Origin of the sequence: Halomicrobium mukohataei DSM 12286, assembly GCF_000023965.1 — an archaeon.
In the GTDB taxonomy this organism is placed as follows: Archaea; Halobacteriota; Halobacteria; order Halobacteriales; family Haloarculaceae; genus Halomicrobium; species Halomicrobium mukohataei.
Genome location: NC_013202.1, coordinates 1,384,672 through 1,410,165 on the forward strand (window position 1 = coordinate 1,384,672; position 25,494 = coordinate 1,410,165).

Here is a 25,494-nt window from a genome sequence, read left to right on the forward strand (position 1 = left end):
GTGGCTAGTTCGGTAAAGGCTTCTACCGAATGGACACAAGTATATGTATGCTACTGAACAACAGCAGGTATGGACGACGATTGGGACGACATCACGACGCAAAAATCGGGTGGGCAGTGGTACCCGGCAGAGCCGATGGTTCGGCTAACCGCCCGATTTATTCAGCGACGAACTGGAATCGATAGCTACGACGTAAAGCGACCGACCGACCGCGTGCTGGATGTCGGCTGTGGCAATGGAAGTCACGTCCTCTTTTTTGCCGAGCAGGGACTGTCAGCTGCCGGCGTCGATATCTCCAAGCCCGCCATCGAGCTTGGACGACAACGGGCAGCAGAAACGGGCCTCGATGTCGACTTCAAAACCGGTGATGCGGCGGACCTCTCTTGGGGGAGCGAGACGTTCGACCTCGTCGTCTCGGACGGCGTACTCGACCACGTCAGTTTCTCGGAAGCAAAGTCAATTCTGGCCGAGATACAGCGCGTGTCGACACCGGACGCGTACATTTTTCTTTCCCTCCGATCGACTGCGGACTCAGAATGTGGACGCGGTGAGGAGGTCGAAGAGAACACATATATTTTGAAGGAGGGCTACGAAAAAGGGATGTTGCAGCACTTCTTCGATCGTCGTAGCATTGAGGAACTGCTCGAGGGCTACGAGATATTCGATATTGAGCACCTGAAACGCGAGTATCCAGCCGACTTCAGCGTCGACAAGTCGCATCTACAGAGCTCTGAGGGGCTTAAAAAGCAAATAGATCTGCGGGATACTGATTTCTCGCGACAGCACGCCAGATGGTGGATAGCAGCAAGGCGGACGAAGTGAGTGCCGTTTCAGCCAGACAGACTACTGTCAGTACATCACAAAGCCGGTTAGTTGAGACGCCTGCTTGCTGAGGATGTGTCCAAGCACCAGCAGCAAGCAGACGGTGAGATTCACGAGGACCAGCTCCTTAACTTCCTCGTCAACACGCTTGACGAGGAAGTTTCACTCAGTCTCGGCGCTAATGCTGAAATCGATGCTGAGGACATTTACGAGGTCTTCGTCGGCGCTTGCGCCGACGGGACCTCGGTATCTGAACTCTGTGAGACCAGTGAAGACTCTCCGCACGAAAACACGGTTCTGTACCACCTCCGCGAGAAATTCGAACTAACGTCAGTTGAACAGATCGGGAACGCACTCCTGCAAAAGGACGTTCTAGAGGTTCTTCCTGAGCAGGTGGAGGTCGTCGCAGACCTCCACCTGCGGCCCTACTACGGTGACGGGGACGAAACGGATGGTCTCTATCACTCAGAAGCCAAGCGTGGAACCACCGCGTTCCATGCTTACGCGACACTGTACGCGCGTGTGAAGAACAAGCGATACACGCTGGCGGTGCGCCGTCTCGTCGACGGCGACACCGCCAGCAGTGTCCTCGCTGAGTTTCTTGGCCTCCTCGACGGCCTTGGCCTCGGCGTCAAGGCCGTCTATCTTGATCGAGAATTCTACGATAGCAAGTGTCTCACGCTGCTTCAGGCGCACAACTACGCGTACGTGATGCCAATCGTCCGATGGGGAAAGACGATCAAGCAGGAACTCTCGGAAGGATGGAGTCGCGTCATCCAACACGAGCTGACGGGGAAACTCGACGGTCACAGCTGGACCGTCGAGTTTCCCGTCTACATCGACTGTACCTATCAAAAAGGACGGTATGGAGAACACGGAGTGGCGCGTCACGGCTACGCCGCTGACGCGCCGTTCATTGACACACCACGAGACGCTCGATACCACTACGCGAAACGCTTCGGTATCGAGGCCAGCTATCGACTCTCCGAGCAAAGCATTGTAACGACCACGACGCAGAATCCGGTCGTACGGCTGCTGTATGTCGTGGTTAGTCTACTCTTGCAGAACGTATGGCGGTATCTCCATTGGGAGTATGTGGCGACGCCCCGCCGTGGCGGGCGTCGCCTCTGGAAGTGGTCATTCGAGGAGTTCATCAACATGCTGTGTCGGGCAGCGTGGACGGCCCTCGCGGTGCGTCGGGCCGTCCCCGCGAACCGACCACCGGACGACCGGTTCCACCGGTAATTACTCACCGAGGACGCCGCCTTGTGAGTGGCAACACTGCCGCGTCGGCGGCTGATCGCCGCCGACGGCGGCAGCTCTACCTTCGATTAGCGTTCTCCAACCACTATCAACGACCCATCCCAACAGAACAGGTGACTCAGGTCAGGTTAACTGGCGACGCTTTGTGAGGTACTGACTGTGAGTTAATCCCACTCGGTCGCCGCTGCTACGCTCTCAACCTGTAAGGTGTCCGCACTATCGGGTTTAGTCTGAAACGAGCCACAGCAGTCTGTGTCAATATCGATTCGATTTGACAAGTAGTTCGGTGTCGAGGTCGATATTCGCAAGTACATCCGCGATTCGCGGGCCGCTGTTGCCGTCGCCGTAGTACGTGGTGTCGGTCTGCTCAAGGAGATCTGCCCGCCGTGTGTCGTCTGTGAGTCGCTGGACCGCCTCAACGATCTCGTCCACGTCGTGGTCGACGTAAACGACGTTGCCGGCGTTAGTCCGTCCGGTCTGCCTGTTCCCGATATTGACCGCGGGCAGTGACAGAAACGGTGCTTCGAGAATTCCCGCACTCGAGTTACCGACGAGTGCCGTTGCGTACCTGAGGAGGTTCACGAACAGGTCTCGCTCGAAATTCTCGTGTACCGAAACGAAATCATAGTTCTGGTACTCGTGCAATACGTCGATAATCTCCTCGCTTCCGGGGTCCGTGTTCGGATGGATAGCGACAGTCGGGATCGAGAGGTCCGCGAGCGCCTTCATCGTGGTTTCCATCTGCGAGCCGGCCGCCGTCCGCTCTGAGGAGAGAGGATGTTTGATTAAGACGAGAAAGGGTCCCTCGGTGATGTCGAACCCGATTTCGCGGGACAGCTCCTCGCGTGACAGTTCGGGCACGGTCCTAATACGGTCAAGCCCGGGGTTACCTACATCGAAGGTGCGAAATTCGTGTTCGCCCATCTGGACCAGTCGGTCGCGGTGGTCGGCACAAGCGGTCAGGTGAATATGTGTCATCTTCGAGACGGCGTGGCGAACCGGATCGTCCGCGTTGCCCCATACGGGGTCGCCGCCGAAGATGTGTGCGACGGGGATGTCGAGGTAGTTTCCGACGATAGCCGTCGCCAGGGGCTCCTCACGGTCACCAGCTACAAGGAGGATATCGGGCGACTCACGGCTCACGACCTCCGTCAGGGAGGCAACCAGCGTCCCGACGCCTTTGGCACGCATGCGTTTGTCATCGCCGCGCAGCAGATACGCCACGGAGTCGACCACCTCAAAGCCATTCTGCTGGATGTAGGAGATCGTATCTCCATGGGTGTCAGCCACGTGTCCGCCACTGGCAACCACGCCGGCCGATAACTCTTCGTGGGCCTGAATAGCGTCGAGAGCGGGATAGAGAATATCGTACTCTGACCGGATTCCCGTTATCGCAAGAATGTCGCGCGGCACACTTAGACTGTGCTCAACACAATCGTAAATCCGTTTTGATTGCGGCACACTGGGAACATCTAATACGCCGACCAACGAAGCACCGGGGAATGACTAACCTGACCATCCTCCGGACCGCAGTTGGCAGCCTCCCCTCACGCGGTCTCATTGATGCGCTCCGCGAGTACGGGTTCAGCGTGGTCGGTGCCGACGCAAACCCGGCGGCCTACGGCCACCTCTATCTTGACGAGTCGGAAGTCGTGCCGCGGGCTGACGAGCCGACCTTTCTCGACACCGTGACTGACCTCGTCGCGGACCACAACATCGACGCCATTCTCGCCGGGCCCGAGGCCGAGCTGTTGGCGCTCGCGGGCGAAAAGGCGAAACTCGGCAGACAGGGCGCGACGGTGCTGTGTCCCGACGCCAAGACGGTCGAATTGTGTGCGGACAAGCGACAGACTCAAGCGGCGTTTGCTGACGCAGAGATTCCGGTCCCAGACCTGTACGAGCGCGATGCCGTTGAGTTTCCGTGTATTGTCAAACCGCGGTTCGGTGGCGGCAGCACGGCCGTCAACGTCGCCCGCTCCGAGAGCGAGTTAGCGGTGTACGCCGCCGACCTCAACGACCCAATCTTCCAGAATTACGTCGATGGCCCAGAGTACACCGTGGACGTGCTATCGGGAGATGACGGCCGTCCGCTATCGGTGGTGCCCCGGCGACGCCACGGCGTCGAGTCCGGCAAGTCCGTCACGGGTGAAACGGTCGCACGCGAGGATATTATCGAGCACTGCGAAACCATCTCCCGGGAGTTTGACCTGTTCGGACCTTCTTGCATTCAGTGTATCGACGGGCCGGACGGACTGCGGTTTATCGAGGTTAACACGCGCTTTGGCGGCGGGGCAGTCCTCTCAATGCAGGCTGACGACTCGGTGTTGCCAAATGTTGAGCGGCTGATCCGCGGCGAGCGCGGTGTCAAGAGTGAAAGCTTTCGAGACGGGCTTGTTATGATACGCAACTATACCGAACTATACGCCGACCGAACAGAGGTGTGGGACGATAATGCGTGACGTGATTCTGTTTGATCTAGACAACACGCTGTTCGATGTCGAGCAGTACATGACCGGTGCGTTCGCGGATGTCGCAGCCCATCTGGAAGCAGAATACGGCGTCAATGGCGAACAGATCCACGCAGACCTGCTTGAGCTGTGGCGCAAAGAAACCAGTATGTACCCGCACCTTTTCGACGATCTCATCGCGGACCACAGCATCAACGCGGATATTGAGCAGATAGTTGCGGTGTTCAATGATCACGAGCCAGTGCTTGAGCCATACGATGGGGTACCAGAGGTGCTCAACAATCTTCAACAGAGAGGATACACGCTTGGTATCGTTACTGATGGCACGGCTCGCAGACAGCGACGGAAACTTGACGCACTTGGACTCCGGTCAGCGTTCGAGACAGTCGTGTTGACAGCCGAACTCAACGAACCAAAGCCCTCACCGCTCCCGTTCGAGGAGGCTGCGCGCCGACTCGAACGGTCTGGAGACAGGTGTGTATATGTCGGTGATAACCCACAGGTCGACTTTGCCGGGGCAAAAAAAGTCGATATGTGTACGATCAGGGTTCGCCAGGGTGAGTTCCGGCATCTACCGTCAGGCCCTCATTCCGATATTTCAATTGAAAATATTAATGAGGTCTACGAAGCTATTGTGAATGCGTCAAAAGATCACCAAGAGAGTCATTGAAGCGAAGATATGTGTAGACGGCGAGAAGTCCGCTCCTGAGCGTGACAGTCGAGTGTTCTAAAACGGTACCAGTCTGTTCTCGTACGTACAGTCATAATTCTACAGCGGTATCGTCGATAGCTGCCCTACCTAATCCATGATTCGGCAGGGCCGCCTGGACAATCGACGTCGTCACGCCGGTGAATCTGTGCCAGCAGATTAGCGGCACAACGCTTCGAGACGAACGTTTTGGTCGACATCACGACTCGTCTGGGGGCGCGTCCGGGCCACCCTTTTCGGCTATGACTCTCGGCCACCGCTAAGAACTGACCAACGGTCCTCGACCTCCTGGATGGCGTCCATCGCCGGTTTGAGCAACCCGTATTCGGCTCTAGTTCCGGTCAGTACCGTGATCGTGCGTCGACCCTGCTCGTCCATGCGAAGAACGTTCTCGCCACGGCGGCGTGTAGGTTTCGTCTTCGAGACATAGACGAACTCCAAGCCGTGAGCGGACTCACTTGATCGTCCAACCACCGTCGACGACGAGGTTGTGCCCGGTAACGTACCCCGCCGCGTCAGACGCCAAAAAGACGACAGGACCGACCATATCTTCCGGTGCAGCCATGCGCCCCAACGGCGTCCTCCGCTCGTAGTTCTCGACGAACTGCTCGTCCTGTCCGTCGAACACACCGCCCGGACTGACCGCATTCACTCGGACGTCGTACTCACCGAGGTAGGAGGCCATGTACCGGACCAGGTTCAGGATACCCCCTTTGATCGCCGAGTACTCCACGGGACTGGTCATACCCGTCCCGTCGTAGACGCCGAAGTCGGGCGCTTGCACACCGTAGACTGAGCCGAGGTTGATGATACTCCCGCCGTCGGCTTGGTCTTTCATCGCCATCGACGCGCAGTACGAACTGTAGAAGTAGCTGTTCAGGTGGAGATCGACGTTCTCTCGCCAGTCTGCGAGTGTCATCTCCTCGTAGCGCTGCCCGTAATTCTTGTTCCGTGGGTACGCCGTGTTGACGAGGACGTCAAGCGAGCCGAACTCGTCGATTACAGACGCCACCGTCTCCTCGACCGCCTCGGCCTTCGTGATATCGAGCGATCGGAACTGTCCGTTCTCGCCGATCGAATCCGCGACCGCCTGTCCCTCTTCTGCTGCCGGATCGGCGACGACGACTGTTGCTCCGTGATCCGCGAGCCCCTCACAGATCTCTCGACCCAGCAGTCCCGCGCCCCCGGTAACGAGGGCGACGTCACCGTCAAGATCGAACGCATCAATCAAAGTCGACACCCCACTCTTCGACGAGGAACTTCACGAGAGCGAAGTCGATGGGGCGATCGATGTCGACAGAGCGCTCCGGTGGCATCTCCGCGACGCCGGTTCGGTCGCCGTGAGTCGAGTCCGCATCAGCCAGGTACGATCGCTCGTAGGTGTACACGGAGGCGTTCATCTCGTAGACGCTCGGCGCGTCCTGGCGCCTGACGACCTCGTCGTCAAGCGACTTCGAGAGCGACGCATAGCCGTTCTCGTCCAGTTCGACCATGTTGAAGTACGGGTTCTTGTCGGCCTCCGTCACGGTGTAGGCGTTGGTGGCCTCCGTCCCGTGGACCCGCTGAAAGCAGTTCTCTATGTCCGCGACGAGGCGGAGCGGTGCCGTCGCGTCGAGATCGACGACGTAGTCGTAGGTCCGACCCGTGATGGACTCCATCTGCTCGTGTGCGTGCTGGATGACCGGGAGCTTGGCTGCTTCGTCCGTGGCGAGTTCGTCGGGACGGCGGAACGGGACCCGCGCACCGGCGTCCTCGGCCACCATCGAGATTCCGTCGCTGTCGGTCGAGACGACAAGATCAGTCGTCCGATCCCACTGCTTTGCCTGGCGGATCGTGTGTGTGATCAGCGGCTGTCCGTCCAGGTCACGCACGTTCTTGTCGGGGACGCCCTTCGACCCGCCCCGGGCACAGATCGTTACGAGCGTCGAAGCATCTACTGTCATACCTGATTCTCCTTTGCTTCGAGGGCAATTTCTAAAACCCTTTTTGCTTCGGGCACGTCGTTGTGGCACGGTTCTCGGGTTCGGACGTGCTCGAGGAAGTACCCCAGCTGGTCGCGAAACACGTCGTCGCGTGTGTAGTCGAACTCTCGGTGATCTGTCTCGGCTGGCGTTTCGATCGTCACCGTCTGTTCGTTCAGGTCGGCACGGACGACGCCGGCTTCGCCAATCACCACCAGTGTCCGCTTTGGCACACGTCGGAAGTAATCTAGATGGACACTACCGAGCGCGCCCGACCGCGTCCGGAGAACGATCTCAGCCACATCTTCGGTCTCGATCTCGAGAGAGCTGAGATGACCGATGTGTCCATCGACCGTCGCCACGTCGCCGAGCAACCAGTAGATATAGTCGAGTTCGTGAACGAGGTCGAGCACGACCCCGCCACCGAGTTCGGACGAAGCGCTGTACGAGTTCCGGTAGTCCTGCCCGGGTCGCCACTCTGGGAGGTGCGAGCCGGCGGTCGCACGAAAGGAGAGCACGTCACCGATCCTGTCTGCCCCCAGTGCATCCCGGACCGCCGCCAAGACGGGCGAAAACCGGAGCTGGCACCCCACGTACGTGATCAGGTCCCGTTCGTCGACGACCTGCTGGAGTTCCTCGACGCCAGCCAGTGAGTCGGATAGCGGCTTCTCGAGGAAGAGGTCACACCCACTGCGGGCACACCGTGTGGCGGTCTCAACGTGCAACGCGGTCGGGTTCGTGACGAACGCGACATCCGGGTCAACGGCGAGCCCCGCCTCTAGTGAGTCGTGCTCAACGATGCCCGCCGGCCCGTCCCCTTCTGCAGTGCCGCTCCGGTAGGCGTGTACCTCGAACTCCTCCGGCCGTTCATCGAGAAGTCGCAGATGCCGCCGACCGATCGATCCGAGACCGGTAAACAGTATACGCATACGACGCCTTTCCGGCCCGGTTACAAAAGCGTTTGAATGGCACTGTTAGTTCTGGAGCTCCTGAGCTGGCGTTCGTCCGTCGAGTGCTTGGTTCGGCCGTTCGTGGTTGTAGTGGTGTCTGAAGCGTCGTAACCATTGTCTGGCGCTCGATTGACTGCCCCGCCAGAAGGTGTGGAAGCCGTCGATTCGCATGGTGACGGTCTGGAACACTTTTCGATGTGGTTCCGAGTTCGATAGTCGAGCCGACCGCTCAATTCGTGACGCGCGAGGGCAGTCAGATAGCCGCTATCATCGACGAGAAACTCTGTATTGTCGATATCGTGTTTCTCGGTGAGTCGATGCAAAAACGCCGTCCTCAGAAATCTTCGATTTCTGATGTGCGAACGAGAGCAGCGCTCTCGTTAACGCCGCGGGGTCAGTCTCGCGGCGGCTGAAAACGTCAATGTCGAGCAATAACTTTGAGTCGGTGTCGATGGCAGCGTAGAGCCACTTTTTCTCACCATCAACCTCGATCTGCTTCTCGTCGACCGCAACCCGCGACGGCTCCGCCGTCGGTGGGTGGCTCTGTGCTTCAGACAACGTATGCACCCAATTCCAGACCGCCCCGTGAGAACGATCGACAACCAACAGTTCTAAGATCACCACCGTCTCCCTGATCGACAGCCCCGCCGTGTGGAGACGTACCCCAAACCGCCGGACGGGTGTCGGGGTGCGCTCGTTCTCCCAAACGTCATGACTGTCTATTTCCAACGTTTCTCTGAGCAGGTTTGCGAGTGATATGAACACCTCTCGCTACGGCCTGCTCGTTCCTCAATCCCTCAACTAGACAGTGCCGTTTGAATACGCCTGTCGAACCGCGGACAGTCCGTTCGCACGTGGTCAGTCGAGTGCTGCTGCCACACAGTCGACCACGCGGTCGATGTCCTCCTCGGCCATGTGCGAAAACATCGGCAGTGAGAGGACGCTCTCGGAGACGGCGTCGGTCGTCGGAAGAGACCAGGCACCATCTCCGTATCGCTCGGTGTAGTATTCTGACCGGTGGACAGGATCGAAGTAGACTTTCGATGCGATGTTCTCGTCTTCGAGTGACTGAACGACAGCGTCGCGATCGACATCGTCGTCAAACCGGACCGTGAACAGCTGGTAGACGTGGCGTCCGTCTGCCGGAGCGCGAGGCGGCGTGACTCCGGCGATTTTCTCCAGTTGTTCCCGATAGCGTGCCGCCACGCGTTGGCGGCCGGCGATGAGCGTGTCTTCGACTTTTTGCATCTGTGCGACACCGATGCTGGCGACCACGTCGGGCATCCGAAAGTTGTTCCCGAGCGCGACGTAGTCGCCGCCACTGGCCGAGTCGAAGTAGTCCCGCGAAGCTCGTCCGTGCGACCGAAGGAGCCGAGCCTTGCGTGCCACGTCGTCGTCTCCCGTCAGGACAGCCCCTCCTTCGCCCGTCGCAACCACTTTGTTCTGACAGAAGCTCAGCATCCCAGCGTCGCCGAATGTCCCGACCTTCTGTCCCCGTGATTCCGCACCGAGCGCCTCCGCTGCGTCTTCGACGAGTCGAAGATCGTGGTCGGTTGCGATCTCGCGCAGCTCCCTGATCTTGCAGGGTTTGCCTGCGTAGTGAATCGGGAGAATTGCAGCGGTGTCGTCCGTAATCCTGTCACGAACGTCGTCGGGATCGAGACCGAACGACTCCGGTTCGATGTCTGCGAAGACCGGTTTCGCGTCGACCATCTCTATGACGTTGGCCGTCGAGATGAACGTGAACGACGGGACGATGACCTCGTCGCCCGGGCCGACGTTCAACGCCCGGAGAGCGCTGACCAGCGCCGTCGTCCCCGAGTTGAATACGACGGCGTGGTCGACATCGTGATACTCCTCAAGAGCCGTCTCGAAGTCGTCGATGTAGGGACCGTTGGCCCAGTATGACCCTCGAGTGACCGAGTCAAGGACGTTCTTGACGTCGTCACGATCCCATGTGATCTCGAAGAGTGGAATTGCGTCGGCCATCGTCACCAGCCTCCATTCGGCGCTTGCGATTCGATGAGGGCCGAGAGTTCGTCCGAAGAGAGCAGGTCGGCCTCTTCGGACGTGTACTCTCTGGTGAGCGAGTTGGAGATGTTCGACGTCGTCGTGTAGCTACTGAGGTCGATCTCGGGATACAGGACGAACATCTTGTCTTCCTCTTTCGTCTGTCGACGTTCGTCCGCTGATATCAGTTTCTCGTGGGTCCGCTCGGCCGGCCGCGGACCGATGATCTCGATCTCGATGTCCTCGGGATCGTAGCCCGCTCGCGGTGCGTAGGTGTCCCGGATGACGACCGCAAGATCCTCAAGTTTGAACGCCGGCATCTTCAGGATGAACACCTCGCCGCCCTCCAGCCGTGCATGCGACTTGAGGACGAACTCAACGGCACGCTCAATCGACATGAGGAACCGGGTCATATCGGGATCGGTGACGGTCAGCGGCCCACCGTCCCTGACTTGATCGATGAAGAGGGGAACGACCGAACCGCTCGACCCGAGGACGTTGCCAAACCGGACGCATCCGAACTTCGTCTGTCGGTTCCCCTTGTACGTGTTGGCTGCGATGACCAGCCGTTCGGAGAGCAGTTTTGTCGCTCCCATCACCGACGTTGGGTTCGATGCCTTGTCCGTACTGATTGCCAGCAGCGATTCGACGTTCTCTTCTCGCGCTGCGTTGATGAGGTTCTGTGTCCCCTGGATGTTGGTCTGGACCGCTTCGAACGGATTGTACTCGCTAATTTCGACGTGTTTCAGCGCTGCGGCGTGAAAGACGACGTCTACATCTTCGACTGCCATTTCCAATCGCGATTCATCGCGGATATCACCCAATAGCATCCGGAGTGTATCACTGTGTTCTTCATGTTTCCGTTCGAGATGAAAGAGCCCCTCCTCGTCGTTGTCGAAGACGCGAACGGCCGCGGGATCCCGCTCAAGACACTGTTTCACGATCCCGGAGCCGATCGAGCCACAGCCGCCAGTAACGAGAATTTTCTTCCCCTCAAGTGAGGACATATGTGTTGTACGTTCGTACCCGAGCTACTGGATTAAGCGTTTTCGTTGCTCTGGCAGTATCGTGTTTAGTTACTTGGAACGAACATCCGGGGCCCCAACTGTTGTATTTGCTAGTTTGGGCTCAGACACCGCTCCGTGATCGGTAGTTGGTGTAACTGACAAGTAGTGGGGAAATCTTGAGATAGTCGTCCCGTCGAGAAAGGGAAAGTTAGCGTAAACTGGTGGTTTCGCGACTGTTTCGAAACAACTGTTGTGATCATAGATCTCACTGGAGAAATAAGATTGCGCTAGAGACGACACTCCACAATCTCTGGCGAATATCCAGTGATTGGTCGTACAGATTCTACACCTCCGTTTCGAACAAAGTGCCTTGTTGAATCCAGGGATGGCGTAGTGATCACTCCTTGATGGCTTGTTCGAGGTTGTAGACGGCCACGGTCAGCACCAGTTCTCTGAATTCGCGGTACCACGCGCTCGGCCCGACAGCGGAGCCGAATAGGCGGTTGATGGCCGAGAATGCGGTCTCGGCCATCCATCGCTGCCCGTAGAGATCGCTGTCCAACCGTGCGTTGTGGGCGTGATCGTAGTGCGCAAACAGCCGGTGTCTGATGACCGGCCGGACGCCTTCGGAACGGAGTGCGTCCCGCAGTGACTGATCGTCGTAGCCTTTGTCACCGGCGAGATCTCGATTTCAGCGGTATTGCGCAGTGCCACCCGACGGCCGACCTGTGTATCGTGGGGCCAGTGTGCCGAACAGTGGAGGTCGAGGACGGCACACGACGCCGTGTCTACGAGGGCCGTCGTTTTCAGCGTGCGTATGTGGCGATCCGACCGGTCGACGTAGTGGCTGGATGCCGCTTCACGGTCGAAAAATGTGGCATCCAGCGCCCCATGATTGCCGGGATCGCAGCGGGTCGCCGACCGACGGAGCAGTTGCCGCCAGATACGGGTCGGCACCCGTTCGAAGGACCGCCACAGCGTCGAGGGGGCCGGGAAGTCGGTCCGAGCCAACTGTAACAGGCCACGAACGCGATCCATCTCACTCGCCCAATCGACGATCTCGCGGTAGCTCGCGTCCATGTGGTTCCGCAAGAAATGCAGCGTCAGATGCTTCCAATCCGCAAATCCGTTGCCAGCCGGGTCACTCACCACCGCCGTGGGGCTGGCGGCACAGCGTTTTTGAGCCAGTGATGCGGCTTGTGTAACGAAGCGGAAGAGTGGCATTGGTACATTCACTCTCTCCGCTTCGCTTCCACCTTCACAGCAACGCTATCCGCTCGCAGTCATCGGATTCAACAGAGTAGCATACTGGAATTCTGAAGTCAGTCGTTTCTCGAAACGATCGATAGAAAGCCTTTTTAAAAAATATCGTATATCTCAGATATGCATAGAATAATCCACCGCCCACTTGAAATCCTCCGTGAAGGCGGTCCGAGAGCACTCTTCCGGAAGTCGTGTTCGAAACTCAATAGGCAGTTTTATCGGAACTTCACTACCGGTCATTTCAATTCTTCGGGAACAAGCGTGTTCGAACGGGACTGGGACAATCTCCTAATCCTAGATGCTTGTCGGTACGACATCTTCGAAGAAGTGAACTCTTTCCGCGGTGACCTCGAGACACATTGCTCACTCGGATCATCGAGTCGTGAGTTCGTCAGGGCGAACTTCGCTGACCGGACACTCCATGACGTTGTTGTCGTATCAGCCAATGGATGGTATAAAAAAATATCCGACACCTCTGGAAAAATAAATGTTGATGTTCACGATCTGATTGTCGTAGATAACAAAAGCGTAGAGTCCCACAAGTCTGATATTGACACGGTGCGACCGGATCGTGAATGGATTCTCCCCGAAGCAGTTACAAATGAAGCCTGCGATGCCATCGAACGATATCCGAACAAACGTATTATAGTCCACTATCACCAGCCCCATACGCCGTACATCGGACCGACAGGCAAGGAGTACGCAGGGGAGCTACCGCAGAAGTTTGACGGCAAAGAGGAGTTACGGACATCCCATGAGATTCTCCGCAGAGCGTATCGAGAAAACTTAGAGATTGTTCTGGAGGAAGTCGGAGGTCTCTATCCAGAACTGACCGGGAAAACGGTCATCTCCGCAGATCACGGCGATCTACTTGGGGAACGTGGGTTTCCGATTCCTGTCCGGGAATACGGGCACCCCTCCCAGGCGTATCGTGAGGAACTCGTCCGAGTCCCCTGGTTCAACTTACCATTCGATGAGCGAAAAGAGATTATAGCGGAGTCACCATCGGATAATAGGAAAAACGATCTCTCCATTGACGAGGTCAATGAACGACTGAAGAAACTGGGATACAAGATTTGAGGAGGACTCGTTCCGGTTGTATGATCGAAACACTTGAAAGCGCGGTTAATCGAAAAAGCACCCGTCAGGAGCGGTGGATATTCTATTCAATTATTGTGATTAGCGTCCTCTCGTCCTCGGTGATTCTCCCAAGGCTGGCCGGTATCGTGCTTCTCGTTGGCACGTATGCCGTGTTTATCCTGATAACCTTCTCTCGACGGGGATACTTCCTGATAGGTCCTCACTACGCCTTTTTTGCACTAGCTTTGCTATCGTCTTTAATGGTCTTGAACCACGTGATGGGAAAGGTCGGAGATATCACTCACGTTCTTTTCCCGGCAGTCACGGTCTTTCTATTGGTTGCGAATCTATTCGTCATCCCTCACGTGATCAATAGCGAGTACTTTGCTTTCATCACCAGCCGCGTCTCTGCTGTCGTCGTTATCGTTGGTTTACTGATGCTTGTTTTTGGTGACATCAGTTTACTCTGGTTTGAACTTCAAAACTGGCCGGGCACTGACCAAGTGTATTATTTCGGGGAGCTTCACCCATTGCGGTCGATCTATCGTGGAAGCCAGAACAACACAGCTGTCCTGTTATTCGTGGGGTTCCTGGCGTCAATCTATCAACTTGTCCAAGAGAAAACCTCTGTGTACATCGCGTTATCGGTGATAAACGGCGTCGGGTTGTATCTAACCCACAGTCGTGGCGGAATCGGCGTAGCCCTGATCGGTTTTTCCCTCATTTTTCTGTATTTAGTGTATAGGTACGAGGCCGTAGGGGTAGTCACCATATCGGGGGGAGTGCTATTCTTGGCAGGTATATTGACGTATTCCAGTATCTTCCCCGGGCCGAGCTGGTTCGACGTCGTGAATTTGAATGACCGACAGGAGATCTGGCGTGCGGGATACAAAGCCTTCAAGCAAAAGCCTGCTCTAGGATACGGGGTGAAAGAGACGGCTGATATTATAGAACTGTATCTTCCTGAAAACAAGCGAGGGCACTCCATTCACAATGCCTATTTTCGAATATTTTTATATACTGGATTTATTGGGGGTATAACATATATGGCCTTTATTTTCTACAGCCTCATAGATACTGTTTTTGACGATAGAATCAATATCTTTATTTTCGCCCTCGCTGTAGCATTTGCGGTTCATCACTTTCAAGGGGGAGCACCGCTCTTTGGAGCAAATTTCAAATCTGTCAGTATCGGACTAACCTTTGGGTACCTCATAAACGGTCGATACGACTTCTCCGAGGGCTGAGAGCAACAATATGAACGCTCGTATTGGATTCGGACGTTCGATCTATTCTGGACTCGTCAAGCTTTTAGCCGATTTTTCAAGACAACTTCACTAGAACCGATAGATACTTATTCACCCCTCGAAAACTCCTGCGAAGTGACAGAACTGCTGAAAAAAGCGAAAAATGCGTATCACCGCGAAGGTCCTACAGGAATTGTCAACGGAGGCTTAGATTTACTTCTAAGCACGTCGACATCCGCGTATTGCAAGAAGAAATCTATCGAGCAGAACTGGTATATAAAAAGATTGAATGAAAAAGGTCTCGGGACCCCACTCAATCGTTCCATCTTGACCCGGAAGAAGTCCAGCAACACGGTTTTTATCCTCGGTTCTGGAAGCTCAATAAATAGGATATCCGAAGAAGAATGGGATGTAATCGACAATCACGATTCGATGGGGCTGAATCGTTGGCCTATCCACGATTTCTCACCTACCTATCTGGTTTTTGAGATACCTTCATTGAATGCAGGTCAAGAGATAAGAAAACAGTATTGGGAGTTATTAGATATGAAAAAAAGAGACTACGAGGAGACACAGCTGATTCTTAAAGATGTGGACCGGTTCTTTCATACATCTTCTGTAGATGCAGTTCCGGATTGGTTCACTACGGGGATTATGTTGTCTCCTGACATCGAACTTCCTCCCTTGTTTGGAGATTCCAGAGAGCGATTTCGAACCGTATTGCGGTACCTGGACAACCAGAATTACCTCACCCAAGATGGCCGAATTAATCAATTATTCAAGAAACGGGGTTCGGTCAGCTACACACTCTTTCTCGCCACGGTTCTAGGATACGACCGAATCGTTCTATGTGGTGTCGACATGGTGGACTCGAAGTATTTTTGGGACGAGCGGAGAGGTCAACTGAACGAAGAAGATATTCCTATCCCGGAGCCGAACATGGAACGGAACCCCGAGGAAGTTCACAAGACGAACGACGCTTCAAGACAAGGAATCCCCCTCGAACAGATCATCTACGATATCGACGAAGAACTATTACGTCCGAACGGGATCGAATTGTATACCGAAACGAAACGCTCTGCACTTCATCCAAAGGTACCCCACTTCGAAGTCCAGTAGCCCAACGAGTCAGAAGAGTCGGTTCCAGGCGCGAATCTTAAATTGGAGAACTCCCTTAGCTGGGATAACGCTTGAGTTTATGGCTTTCCGTCCTGTTGTTGACCGGCTATATTGTCTGACGCCGTTAACACCGGTTCGCTCTTGCGAAGGAGATTGTTGATAGCGATGGCTGGAGCTGAAAGTCGAAGAGGGCAAGGGCACCGCGCTAGCGGTGCCCGATATGTTCCCAATAAGCCGGTTCGTGTCGGAATCGGCTGCAGCGGACCTGCTGGAACAGGTTCGCTGGCGTGATGGCGTCGAGTGCCCCCGCTGCCGTTCTGACCTGACGGTCAGAAACGGCAGCTACCGGGTGTATCAACGGTATCTGTGTAAGAATTGCGGTCGCACGTTCAACGACAAGACCGACACGATCTTCGCTCACTCGAAGCTGAAGCTCAAAGAATGGTACTTCACGATCTACGTGTTCTTACGGTTCAACACGAGTATTCGGCAAATCGAGGCAGAGCTTGATTGTTCCTACCGGACGGTGAGACGGCACGTCGAGCAGTTCGCCAGAACTCTCGACGCGCCTTCGATTACGCTGTCTGGACCGGTCGAAATCGACGAAGTGTACGTCTCTGCTGGTCTCAAAGGCCGCGAGCGTGACCAGGAGTCGCGCTCGCGTGGCCTGTCCACGCGTGGACGGGGATCGTACGACGGCGACAAACCGCCGGTGTTCACGCTCGTCGATCGTGGTTCGGACGAGCGGTACGTCGTGCCAGCGAAATCCGCTGACGAATCGACCGTTCGACTCCTGCTTGCTGACCACGAAGAGGAGTCACTGACCGTCTATACGGACGGATTTCGGGCCTACGACCCACTAGAAGACGACGACTCATTCACCCGCAAATACGTCGTCCACAGCGACGGTGAATACGCTGATGGCGAAGTACACGTCAACGGCTGCGAGAGCCACGCGTCGCTGACGCGACGGTGGCTCTCGCCCCATCGAGGCGTCTCGAAAGACAAGCTAACGCCGTATCTCAGAGCCTTCGAACTCCGCCGTGAACTCTACAGAAAACCAGGTGACGAAGCACTCAAACATGCTCTCAACGCCGCACTCTGAAAATCAACAACGTGCTTCACAAGAGCGACACCGGTTTGATGTCTTTCCCTACAGATGCTGATCTTGAATACGGCATTCAATTCCTAGCGGCCTCAGGGAGTCCTGCGACCGCAGCAACCCCAAAATTTCATAACCAAATTCTCGAAAGCCTTCGAAACTGCTGTAACTTTGTCCACCGGGGTGCTTCCGTAGTCTGGGAATGAGTGTCGGTAGGGTCTGATACGTTCTCCAAATCGAACTAAGCATTGCTGGGCGAATACGTCTTCGGTGAGAGATCAAGACGTTCCTGTCGAGGAGGGGCAGCACGGGTCAAGAAACGGGCCAACCTTGACTACCGAAAAGAGAGAATAGTGGAAGCGATAACCTCCCCAAAATGCCGAAATATAACCCTCCCCAATATGCATAAGAATCTCACAAGGAGATAGAGTTGCTGGCCTATCGGAGTGGAACATCGAATGCGTGATATCGACTGTAAATTCTCGAATTCACCGATTTGGGCCTGGACACTCGATGCGTATAATGTTACGTACGTCACTCATTCAATTTACCACCATGTCTTGAGGGCACTCAGTTTGGTATCCATGGCTGCGGGCTCTTCGTGGAGAAGCCGTTATTAGACAGATTCAATAGTAGACAAACTCCTCACAGCGACTATCGGAGCTTAATGACATAAATCGGTATCACAGCCGATATAGGCCTGGGCAGGCAACGGACGAGCGTTGAAGTAACATTAACAACCCACCATCCCGTCTCCAAATACTATGTATTCAATAGAGCAAGTAAAAGAGGGTGTAAAAAGCCCCTCGTTGTTTAAAAGGGGGATGATCAATATATGTTGGCGTGGCATATCAACGGTATCAAGAAAGATGCTCGGACAAAATGATCCTCCGATCCCCGAACGGGACTGGGACAATTTGCTCCTCCTGGATGCCTGTCGATACGATCTCTTCGAAGAACTCAATTCGCTTCCGGGCGAACTCAACTCCTACTATTCTGTTGCGTCCAACACGACTGAGTACGTCCAGAGGACGTTCAATGGGAATGAATTCCCGGACATCGTCTGCGTCACATCAACTCCGAAGTACTACAAGCCGAATGTCGAAGACAGTTTTCACGACATCATCCATGTCTGGAGGGAAGATTGGAATACAGAACTTGGGACGATTACTGCAGAGACGATGAACAAGCACGTCCTCCAAGCGATTGACGAGTACCCGAGTAAGCGGATTCTCGCACATTACATCCCTCCACACCAGCCTTTTATTGGACCAACCGGCCAAGAAATTCCTCACGAGGTTAGATTCTCCGGGGACGTCATCGCTCAGGACACGGAAGCACCGAACCTGTGGGGGAGCATTCGAAACGGAGAAATTGAGCCGGACCGAGTCAGGCAAGCCTACCGGGAGAACCTCGAACTGACCCTCCCAGCGATTGAGGAGATCCTTGACGAACTTCCTGGGAAGACCGTTGTAACGTCCGACCACGGTAATGTGTTCGGATCATTCAACGAGTGGGGCGTCGTCGGGCATCCGCCATATCGTCACATTGAACCGTTAATCAAAGTGCCGTGGCTCGTTCACTCCAATGGAGACCGGAAGGATATCTACGAAGGATCAATCGACAGAGACAACACGGATATAAACCACGAACTCGTGGAAGAGCGACTCGGGGATCTCGGCTACCTCGAATAGCCGCTCAAGTAGACGAGGAAGAGCCAGATTCTGAATTGGCTACTCATCCTCGTTCTGACCGGCAAGCCCGGTACCCCCACATGAACGCCTCGGGTCCCGTTTCGTACATCGAGGGGTGGCATGCGTTGCAAGCGTAGTCATCGCCCATCGTCTCCGACATGTGATCACGAAGTTCGTCAACTAATATTTCCGACGTTCGAGCGAAGTGCCGACCGGATCCACTAACAGGGAGAGGAGGAGCAAGTCATGGTGGCCGTAGTTCAGGCTTAGACAACGCACTGGCGGAACGGTTGAGGGCTCTGAAACCGCCTGAATCGATGGTTCAGTGCTTGCTAACCAAGCGACCAGTATGAGCGTGTTAGCAGTTAGGAACAATCCTCAACGAGACGAATAATTCGATATAAAAATATAATTTATTATAATATCGGGAAGATTAGAATGGGAGAATCGACGAGACACTGATTCCCGATCAAACCCTCAAACACAGTCATGCTCGCTCTGTTGTTCATCTAGATGCTCAGCCTCGTCCTCACTCGGCAGAAGACGCTGTCGGCCATCCCAGCACCAATTCTCTTTGCTTGGATCGTCGCACCAGACAGATTTCGCGCCGACTGGATACTCACAGAACTCGCTGAAAATCGCTTCGGCAGACTTGCGAAGACATTCTTCGAGCTACTATAGATTCCAAAAAAGGCCGATAATTCCATTGGGAGTCGGTGACTTTATTCTGGCTACCGAACACCACCGCATATGAGCGATGAGGGCGACGTGAACGCGCTTCTCGATGAGCGTCCGGATCTCCGAGACGCCCTCGATACAGTTATGTATGTCGACGAACAATATGACACTTGGACGTTCGAAGACGTACCGATCGCTTCCGGTCCATTCGGTGAACTCGTTTCCAGCGGTGTCGTAGAGTCTGTCGGTAACGAGTACCGACTCACGAACCCTGACGTCACGGCAGCGGCGCTCTCAAGTGGCCCAACAGACCAAGCGGAGTCGCTCGATTTCGGCGATCCCCTCTCTGGATTCGAGTGGCCAATGTTCGACCGAATAACCTCCCTTGCACTCACCGCCGCGCTCGCCGTCGTCGCACTCGTTCGCGCCCACCCTCTCGGAAGCGTCTACCGGGGTGGTAACGTCGTCCTCTCGGGCAACGATCCCTACTACTACCGGTACTGGGTCGAGCGGGTCCTCGCGGAGAGCCAGTCGGTGTTCAGTCTTGACACCCTCGCTGCGTTACCAGGCGGTGTCACGAATGGCGAACCACTGCTGGTCGCGACGCTGTGGTGGGTCTCGGAACTCCTCGGTGACGGCGCGGCTGTCGTCGGCGACGTGATGGCGTGGTACCCCGTCGTCACGGCAGTCGTCACGGCGATTTTCGTCTACCTGCTGGCAGTCGCTGTTACCGGCGACAGACGCGTCGGTCTCGCGGCAGTCCTCCTCTTCGCGATTATCCCCGGCCACGCAATGCGGACCAGCCTGGGTTTCGCGGATCACCACGCCTTCGACTACCCGTGGCTGGCGGCGACGGCCTACGCGCTGACGGTACTCGCAAGCGTCGACCGGGACGCAGTCACGACCTCGAAAACGTGGCTCGCGAGCGCCCTCCTCGGGATCGTGATCGCCGGCCAGACGCTGGCCTGGGAGTCCGCGCCGCTGCTCATCGCGGCGGTCGGCCTCGCAGTCGCCGCTGTCGCCCTGGCAGCGGTCGATCAGGGTGAGTCCCCGCTCGTCCCCGGAGCGCCGATCCTCACCGGCCTCACGATCGCTGCTGGCCTCGCCGCGGCGGGCCACATCTTCGTCGGCTGGCACACGCCACGCGTCGCGTTCTCGCCGGCGCTGGTCCTCGGTGGGGTCGCCCTCGCACTCCTCGTCGCCGAAGCCGTCCACCGGACGACCGACGATGCGCGCCACCTCCTGGTCATCGATGCCGTTCTCGCTCCGATTGGCATCCTCACCTTCCGCGAAGCTCGCCCGGAAGACTGGGAGGCGCTCCTGCGGGGCACCGGACGGATCACGGCCGAGCGCAACATCGCCGAGACGGTCGGCCTGTTCGATCCGGACTCCCTGGGAGTCTTGCTCTTGCTGGGGTTTACGCTCGTCATCGCGATCCCGGCGATGGTCGCTGGCGTCCAACGTGCTCGAACGGCACCGAAGTGGGCGGTGCCGACCGCGTACGTCTGGTACTTCTTCGGACTCGCGACGCTGTCGGTCCGTTTCGTCGGCGAACTCGCGCCGGTCCTCGCGGTGTTCGCGGGCATCGGTTTCGTGCGACTCGCGGCCTGGATCGACGCTGTCGAGGCGCTCTCGGTCGATGCGACCCGCGCGGCGCTCCCTGGACTGACCGTGCCGGATCGACGGACGCTCGGGACGCTCACCCTGATCTTCCTGCTCGTCGGCAGCCTCGGAATCGTCCAAGTGCCGGTCAAGACCGGCCAGCTCACGGTCGAGGACAGCACCTACCAGAGCGCTGCCTACGTCGCGAACCACTCGGCCCAGCTCAACGAATCCTATCCGGAGAACTACGTCCTGAGCCAGTGGGGTCGCAACCGCGTGTACAACTACTTTGTCAACGGTGCATCGGAGAGTTACAGCTACGCTCGACAGACGTACGCCGAGTTTCTCGCGAGCCCCAATGCCGACGAGTGGTACAGTCGGTTCGACGGCCGCGTCGGCTACGTCGTCCTCTCCGAGGACGTCAACACCACCGGTGGGACTGCCTACGCACACCTCACAGACCACTACGGGAGTCGAACCGCAGATCGGGACGGACTCGCTCACTTCCAGCCACTGTACGTCACGGCAGGCGGCGAGAAACTCACCTACCAGGTCGTCCCCGGTGCGAACCTGACGGGGCAGGTCGCGCCCAACGAGACAGTCACAGTCCAGACGGACGTGACGATCCCTGGTGCGTCGTTCACGTACGAACGACAGACGACGGCCGACGCGGCCGGTCACTACAGCGTCCGCGTTGCCAACCCCGGCACGTACACCATTGAGACGGCCAACGAGACGCGGGAAGCGACCGTCCAGGCCGGCGCTGTCCGGAACGGTACGGCTGTCGAAGGCTGAGGGACCAACCATCGTCCGCTCGTGAGGAATTGACTAACCGGAGCGTGTCATACACTAGTTCTCAGCTAGATCATTTCCCGAGAAATCATGCGAATATAATATAAAATACAGCGTTCCTCTGTATCAAGCGTGAGGCGAAGTGCTCAAAGTCACTGTGTAGAGGGTGTGAGACGCATTCTATGACACGCTGTAACCGACCTATTTCCGAGGTGGAACCAACCATCCCCTGGCGGAGTGAAAGGGGAAGCAGGCTTGTGGTGAGCGACCGGCGGATTCGAACCGTGTCGCCTGCGAGCCCCTCTTTGATCGAACGTCATGAGCGAGGAGATGTCGAGCAGCGACCGCGAGTCTGCCGAGGGCTTTCGAGGTATCCGTTGTCGTAGTCACCTCTCGTCAGGTCGCTGCAAAAATATCAACCGTCGTAGCGAAACCTCTTTTATAACAGCCCGACATTCCGAAGCGAATGCAACTCATCGACGACGAAGGGAACGTCTTCGGACGCGTCAACGTCATCGACGGGCTCGTGGTCCTCCTGGTTCTCGCTGTCGTGGTTGCCGGTGTCTCGCTCGTCTTCGGGAACAACGAGCAATCCGAACCGGACCTCCCGACGACGAACGTCACGCTCGATCTCGGTCCCCAACCCGATTACGTCGTCGCGGAGATGAACCAAGGCGACTCCTACAGTCCCGGCGATAATTCCAATCTCACAATCACGGACATCTATCTCTCACCACAGGACGATCAGACGCACGTCACCGTCCGTGCTGAGATCCAGGATCGGCCAGACGACAACAGCGATGGTCCCACCTACGCTGACGGTCTCCTTCGCCTCGGCCGTACACTCGATATTGCCACGAGTCGCTACGAAGTTAGCGGCCAGATCCGTGCCATCGGCGGCGGAACCTCTCTTGATCGAGAGACGACCACTGTCGTCGTTCAGGACACAGTCCCGGCAACTGATGCTCGTGCAATTACGACTGGCGATGAGATCCGACTCGCGGGACGGACCATCGCCACGGTAACGGACGTAGCCGCGTACCCGACGAATAAATCGGCGCAACGAACCGTCTACGTCGAAGCCGAACTCGAGACGTACGCCCAGCGGGGCGAGCGTCGCTTCGGGAACACGCAACTCCGTCGCGGTCAGACAGTCACCCTCCCAGCGAGCGAGTACACGATCGACGGCCGACTCGAACGAGTCGGGGGCGGTCTCGATCGCGGGGAGGTCGACGTGCTCGTCGAGAGCACCGTCGACGTCGAAACGGCAAACCGAATCGCCGAAGGTGACATCGCGACGGTCGCCGGACACGAAACAGCTGAAGTACAGCGGGTCACGACGTACGCGACGGGGAATCCCGACAAAGCGCACGTGTTCGTCGGGATCACGCTTCAGACGCTATCGGACGACCAGTACCAGCAGTTCGGAAGCACGCACGTCCAGCGGGGCAACAACGTCGAAATCGAGACCGAGAGCTACGCACTGTCGGGACCGATCCGTCGCGTCGGCGCACTCGAAGAACGTGGTACGCTCAGTAACCGTACCGTCACGCTCCGGATGACCGACATCCGCGAGGATACGACGGACGCGATCGATGTGGGCATGACCGAACACTCGGGTGGCACGACCGTCGCCCGTGTGACCCGCGTCGACATTGACCCAGCGGTCATCATCGCCACAGACGACAGCGGTTCTGTGAACGTCGTCGATCACCCGTTCCTCCGTGATGTCACACTCACGACGGAGCTGCGGGTCAGAGAAACGACCAGCGGCGTCCGGTTCAAGGGCGACACGATCAGACAGGACTCGACGGTCGTGCTCGATTTGGGGACGATCACCGTCCGGACCGAGGTCGCCAGTATCGGCGGGTGACCGCGTTCGAACACCGAAAGCGGGATATCATTCCAGTCAAACTGGTACCCACTTCGAATGGACGCTGAGGAACGCTCGATAACAGCGTATCTCGAGGCTGCGGCTGAAGAAGTGGCCCGCCTACCGGATGGTTCACACACCATTCAGATCGGCCAGTCACTCACCGGGTGGATCACAGATGTCACGCGGGAGTCGTCCCTCTACCGTTGGCTCACCAAAGAGCCGGACCCAGAGGTCATGGTTATTGACCTGGCCGAGACCTACACCGTCGGTCCGTTCATCCGATTGCTCGATCGACTTATCCCATACGTCGAGCGGGCCTGGAACGGATCAGTGCTCAAGCGCACGACTGCTCGCACGGCCGAGCTGGTACGCGATGTCCCGATCAAGGTCGCGAGCGTGCTCTTCATCGCCGTGTTACTTGCTCAGACGATTCAGCTTCTCCCGTCTATTCAAAACGAACCCACGACGACCCTCGGGATACACGCTGTCGCGTGGCTCCTCGCGCTGGGTGGCCTTCGCGTCGACTGGACGCTCGAGGAACTCTCCCAGAGTCGCGTTGGCCGACTTACCCGGGCACTTCTCGAACCGCCGGAACCACCGGACGACGACTGAATCCACCGGGGGTCGGTGACTCTGTTCTCCCCAGCGAGGACGGCGCTCAAGTGCGAGACAGTTCAGCGTGGTCGTACGGTCACATTCGACCTGGGCGAGCAGACAATCCGGGCGACGGTCGTCTCGCTGTAACGGGACACTACGATTTTGCGACGCTCTATTTCTCAGGATCTCTTTCTGTCGGTCACTCTCTCGTTGACACTCTATTCTCAAATAATTGTGCGTCCGACAATTATATTGCGGTAGGCGACGTACAGTTTGTATGGACGAGTTCGACCCTGCTCCTGAGCCCGATCGCCAGCGGTGGCAAGCGGGCACGGACACGTTCGGGCGGGTGTACGACGTGTTGCTCGGGACGACGGCACCCACGCCGTACGCCGAGATCGCGGAGACGGCCGACTGTTCGCCGAACGCGGCAAAGAAACACCTCGATCGCCTCACGGAGATGGACATCGCTCGTGCCGACACGGACGGACAGCCCGCCCGGTACGCGCGCAACGACGCGTATTTCGAGTGGCAAGAGGCCAGTCGGATCGCTCGCGAGCACAGCGTCGACGATATCGTCGAACGCGTCCACGAACTCGAAACGAAGCGTTCGGCATACGAAGAACGGTTCGATGCGACCGATCCGTCGGGAGTCTCGGCGTTCGACGCCGACGGCCACGACGCAGTACACGAGCGAATGGCCGCGATCGGCGACTGGCAAGGGATCGTCCGTGAGATTCGCCTGTACGAACTCGCGCGCCAGATCACCCAGAACGACGGCCACCTCATCCCAGCGTGACGCCGCCCACAGGCCCGTCGGGGACGACCGGTCCCCCGGATCGACAGACACTGCGACTCCTCGAGAAGCATCTCCGTGACGACCCGCTGGTCGCGGCGACGAGCTTCGAACCGAGTACACACGAGTTGCGCTCGCTCCGGGCCGAACTCGACGCGGACCGATACCCTGTGTCCGTGGTCGACACTCATCTAGATGTCCGCTGGTTCGTGTCTGGTGATTTTTCCTTTCACTATAACGAGACGCACGACAGCGGCCGATGGGAGTGTCGATGGGATCGCCATCCGAATGAGCACAACGCGCGACTCCACTTTCATCGACCTCCAGACGGGAACGCCGTCGAAACCCTCTCGCTGGAGGACACGCATCCGCTCGATCTCTATTCGATCGTGCTTGGCGCGGTCGAAGAACGTATCGACCACCTGTGGGAAGACTCGACCGAGTCCGACTGACCGAAA

At 57.0% G+C, this 25,494-nt stretch carries 20 protein-coding genes and 3 pseudogenes; 14 read left to right on the plus strand and 9 right to left on the minus strand.

All coding sequences use genetic code 11. The features are described 5' to 3' along the window. Positions 1-69: 69 nt before the first annotated feature. Complete coding sequence (locus HMUK_RS06965) at positions 70-822, plus strand: class I SAM-dependent methyltransferase (protein WP_015762424.1); 753 nt, start codon at positions 70-72, stop codon at positions 820-822. A 75-nt stretch (positions 823-897) separates the two neighbouring features. After that, positions 898-2,067, plus strand: a complete 1,170-nt coding sequence (locus HMUK_RS06970) for an ISH3 family transposase (RefSeq protein ID WP_015762425.1) — start codon at positions 898-900, stop codon at positions 2,065-2,067. A gap of 273 nt (positions 2,068-2,340) precedes the next feature. Here HMUK_RS06970 and neuC read toward each other — a convergent pair whose 3' ends face one another. Beyond that, on the minus strand, positions 2,341-3,498 hold the full coding sequence (neuC, locus tag HMUK_RS06975) for a UDP-N-acetylglucosamine 2-epimerase (RefSeq protein WP_015762426.1): 1,158 nt from the start codon (positions 3,496-3,498) through the stop codon (positions 2,341-2,343). An 89-nt stretch (positions 3,499-3,587) separates the two neighbouring features. On the opposite strand from neuC, the gene HMUK_RS06980 reads away from it, so the two are divergent. Together HMUK_RS06980 and HMUK_RS16700 are read left to right on the plus strand one after the other, a co-directional pair. Continuing rightward, positions 3,588-4,544, plus strand: a complete 957-nt coding sequence (locus tag HMUK_RS06980; RefSeq protein WP_015762427.1) for an ATP-grasp domain-containing protein — start codon at positions 3,588-3,590, stop codon at positions 4,542-4,544. Then, positions 4,537-5,223: an HAD family hydrolase gene (locus HMUK_RS16700; protein ID WP_015762428.1), complete on the plus strand. Its 687-nt coding sequence runs from the start codon at positions 4,537-4,539 to the stop codon at positions 5,221-5,223. Before HMUK_RS06980 ends, HMUK_RS16700 begins: the two co-directional genes overlap by 8 nt. Here HMUK_RS16700 and HMUK_RS17880 read toward each other — a convergent pair. The 8 genes and pseudogenes from HMUK_RS17880 to HMUK_RS16705 all read right to left on the minus strand — a co-directional run. Beyond that, a pseudogene (locus HMUK_RS17880) lies at positions 5,201-5,462 on the minus strand (IS1595 family transposase); the annotation flags it as partial. The gene HMUK_RS16700 and the pseudogene HMUK_RS17880 overlap by 23 nt on opposite strands. Before the next feature lie 254 nt (positions 5,463-5,716). Further along, positions 5,717-6,493, minus strand: coding sequence for an oxidoreductase (locus HMUK_RS06990; RefSeq protein WP_049940769.1), 777 nt, complete (start codon positions 6,491-6,493; stop codon positions 5,717-5,719). Next, entirely contained in the window at positions 6,486-7,205 is a 720-nt protein-coding gene (locus tag HMUK_RS06995) for an acylneuraminate cytidylyltransferase family protein (protein ID WP_015762430.1), read from the minus strand. The genes HMUK_RS06990 and HMUK_RS06995 overlap by 8 nt, the downstream gene beginning before the upstream one ends. Continuing rightward, positions 7,202-8,152, minus strand: a complete 951-nt coding sequence (locus HMUK_RS07000; protein WP_015762431.1) for a Gfo/Idh/MocA family protein — start codon at positions 8,150-8,152, stop codon at positions 7,202-7,204. The genes HMUK_RS06995 and HMUK_RS07000 overlap by 4 nt, the downstream gene beginning before the upstream one ends. Positions 8,153-8,197: 45 nt before the next feature. After that, positions 8,198-8,932: pseudogene (locus tag HMUK_RS07005) on the minus strand (IS6 family transposase). 99 nt (positions 8,933-9,031) lie between these two features. Next, complete coding sequence (locus HMUK_RS07010; RefSeq protein WP_015762432.1) at positions 9,032-10,162, minus strand: DegT/DnrJ/EryC1/StrS family aminotransferase; 1,131 nt, start codon at positions 10,160-10,162, stop codon at positions 9,032-9,034. A gap of 2 nt (positions 10,163-10,164) precedes the next feature. Further along, complete coding sequence (locus HMUK_RS07015) at positions 10,165-11,190, minus strand: SDR family NAD(P)-dependent oxidoreductase (protein WP_015762433.1); 1,026 nt, start codon at positions 11,188-11,190, stop codon at positions 10,165-10,167. 397 nt (positions 11,191-11,587) lie between these two features. Then, positions 11,588-12,414 (minus strand): annotated as a pseudogene (locus tag HMUK_RS16705) (IS5 family transposase). 159 nt (positions 12,415-12,573) lie between these two features. Here HMUK_RS16705 and HMUK_RS17130 point away from each other — a divergent pair. The 10 genes from HMUK_RS17130 to HMUK_RS18140 all read left to right on the plus strand — a co-directional run bounded on the left by HMUK_RS17130 (position 12,574) and on the right by HMUK_RS18140 (position 25,488). Continuing rightward, a complete protein-coding gene (locus HMUK_RS17130) occupies positions 12,574-13,533 on the plus strand; it encodes an alkaline phosphatase family protein (RefSeq protein WP_015762434.1) in 960 nt (319 codons plus the stop codon). A 20-nt stretch (positions 13,534-13,553) separates the two neighbouring features. After that, positions 13,554-14,780 carry an O-antigen ligase family protein gene (locus HMUK_RS07030; protein WP_015762435.1) on the plus strand — a complete coding sequence of 409 codons (1,227 nt, stop codon included), beginning with the start codon at positions 13,554-13,556 and terminating at the stop codon, positions 14,778-14,780. Between the two features lie 135 nt (positions 14,781-14,915). After that, complete coding sequence (locus HMUK_RS17135; protein ID WP_126967207.1) at positions 14,916-15,899, plus strand: hypothetical protein; 984 nt, start codon at positions 14,916-14,918, stop codon at positions 15,897-15,899. Between the two features lie 220 nt (positions 15,900-16,119). Next, positions 16,120-17,004, plus strand: coding sequence for an IS1595 family transposase (locus HMUK_RS07040; RefSeq protein WP_012807489.1), 885 nt, complete (start codon positions 16,120-16,122; stop codon positions 17,002-17,004). A gap of 761 nt (positions 17,005-17,765) precedes the next feature. Further along, positions 17,766-18,695, plus strand: coding sequence for a hypothetical protein (locus HMUK_RS07045; protein ID WP_126967186.1), 930 nt, complete (start codon positions 17,766-17,768; stop codon positions 18,693-18,695). Positions 18,696-19,736: 1,041 nt separating this feature from the next. Further along, positions 19,737-21,770 (plus strand): STT3 domain-containing protein, encoded by a 2,034-nt coding sequence (locus tag HMUK_RS07050; RefSeq protein WP_049940771.1) that lies wholly within the window; start codon positions 19,737-19,739, stop codon positions 21,768-21,770. Between the two features lie 463 nt (positions 21,771-22,233). Beyond that, positions 22,234-23,640, plus strand: coding sequence for a DUF4330 family protein (locus HMUK_RS07055; protein ID WP_015762440.1), 1,407 nt, complete (start codon positions 22,234-22,236; stop codon positions 23,638-23,640). 57 nt (positions 23,641-23,697) lie between these two features. Further along, positions 23,698-24,255, plus strand: a complete 558-nt coding sequence (locus HMUK_RS07060) for a hypothetical protein (RefSeq protein ID WP_015762441.1) — start codon at positions 23,698-23,700, stop codon at positions 24,253-24,255. A 262-nt stretch (positions 24,256-24,517) separates the two neighbouring features. Continuing rightward, the gene (locus HMUK_RS07065) at positions 24,518-25,039 is read left to right on the plus strand and encodes a DUF7342 family protein (protein WP_015762442.1); all 522 of its coding nucleotides are present in this window, start codon (positions 24,518-24,520) and stop codon (positions 25,037-25,039) included. Next, positions 25,036-25,488, plus strand: a complete 453-nt coding sequence (locus tag HMUK_RS18140) for a hypothetical protein (protein WP_015762443.1) — start codon at positions 25,036-25,038, stop codon at positions 25,486-25,488. The genes HMUK_RS07065 and HMUK_RS18140 overlap by 4 nt, the downstream gene beginning before the upstream one ends. Positions 25,489-25,494: the final 6 nt, after the last annotated feature.

Excerpts from the sequence above, each read along its gene's own strand:
- HMUK_RS07060 (WP_015762441.1), top strand. The coding sequence starts at position 23,698 with ATGGACGCTGAGGAACGCTCGATAACAGCGTATCTCGAGGCTGCGGCT.
- HMUK_RS06980 (WP_015762427.1), top strand. The coding sequence starts at position 3,588 with ATGACTAACCTGACCATCCTCCGGACCGCAGTTGGCAGCCTCCCCTCA.
- HMUK_RS07045 (WP_126967186.1), top strand. The coding sequence starts at position 17,766 with ATGTATTCAATAGAGCAAGTAAAAGAGGGTGTAAAAAGCCCCTCGTTG.
- HMUK_RS07015 (WP_015762433.1), bottom strand. The coding sequence starts at position 11,190 with ATGTCCTCACTTGAGGGGAAGAAAATTCTCGTTACTGGCGGCTGTGGC.
- HMUK_RS07010 (WP_015762432.1), bottom strand. The coding sequence starts at position 10,162 with ATGGCCGACGCAATTCCACTCTTCGAGATCACATGGGATCGTGACGAC.
- HMUK_RS07000 (WP_015762431.1), bottom strand. The coding sequence starts at position 8,152 with ATGCGTATACTGTTTACCGGTCTCGGATCGATCGGTCGGCGGCATCTG.
- HMUK_RS07040 (WP_012807489.1), top strand. The coding sequence starts at position 16,120 with ATGTTCCCAATAAGCCGGTTCGTGTCGGAATCGGCTGCAGCGGACCTG.
- HMUK_RS07030 (WP_015762435.1), top strand. The coding sequence starts at position 13,554 with ATGATCGAAACACTTGAAAGCGCGGTTAATCGAAAAAGCACCCGTCAG.
- HMUK_RS07050 (WP_049940771.1), top strand. The coding sequence starts at position 19,737 with ATGTTCGACCGAATAACCTCCCTTGCACTCACCGCCGCGCTCGCCGTC.
- HMUK_RS06965 (WP_015762424.1), top strand. The coding sequence starts at position 70 with ATGGACGACGATTGGGACGACATCACGACGCAAAAATCGGGTGGGCAG.
- HMUK_RS07065 (WP_015762442.1), top strand. The coding sequence starts at position 24,518 with ATGGACGAGTTCGACCCTGCTCCTGAGCCCGATCGCCAGCGGTGGCAA.
- HMUK_RS06995 (WP_015762430.1), bottom strand. The coding sequence starts at position 7,205 with ATGACAGTAGATGCTTCGACGCTCGTAACGATCTGTGCCCGGGGCGGG.
- HMUK_RS16700 (WP_015762428.1), top strand. The coding sequence starts at position 4,537 with ATGCGTGACGTGATTCTGTTTGATCTAGACAACACGCTGTTCGATGTC.
- HMUK_RS17130 (WP_015762434.1), top strand. The coding sequence starts at position 12,574 with ATGCATAGAATAATCCACCGCCCACTTGAAATCCTCCGTGAAGGCGGT.
- HMUK_RS07055 (WP_015762440.1), top strand. The coding sequence starts at position 22,234 with ATGCAACTCATCGACGACGAAGGGAACGTCTTCGGACGCGTCAACGTC.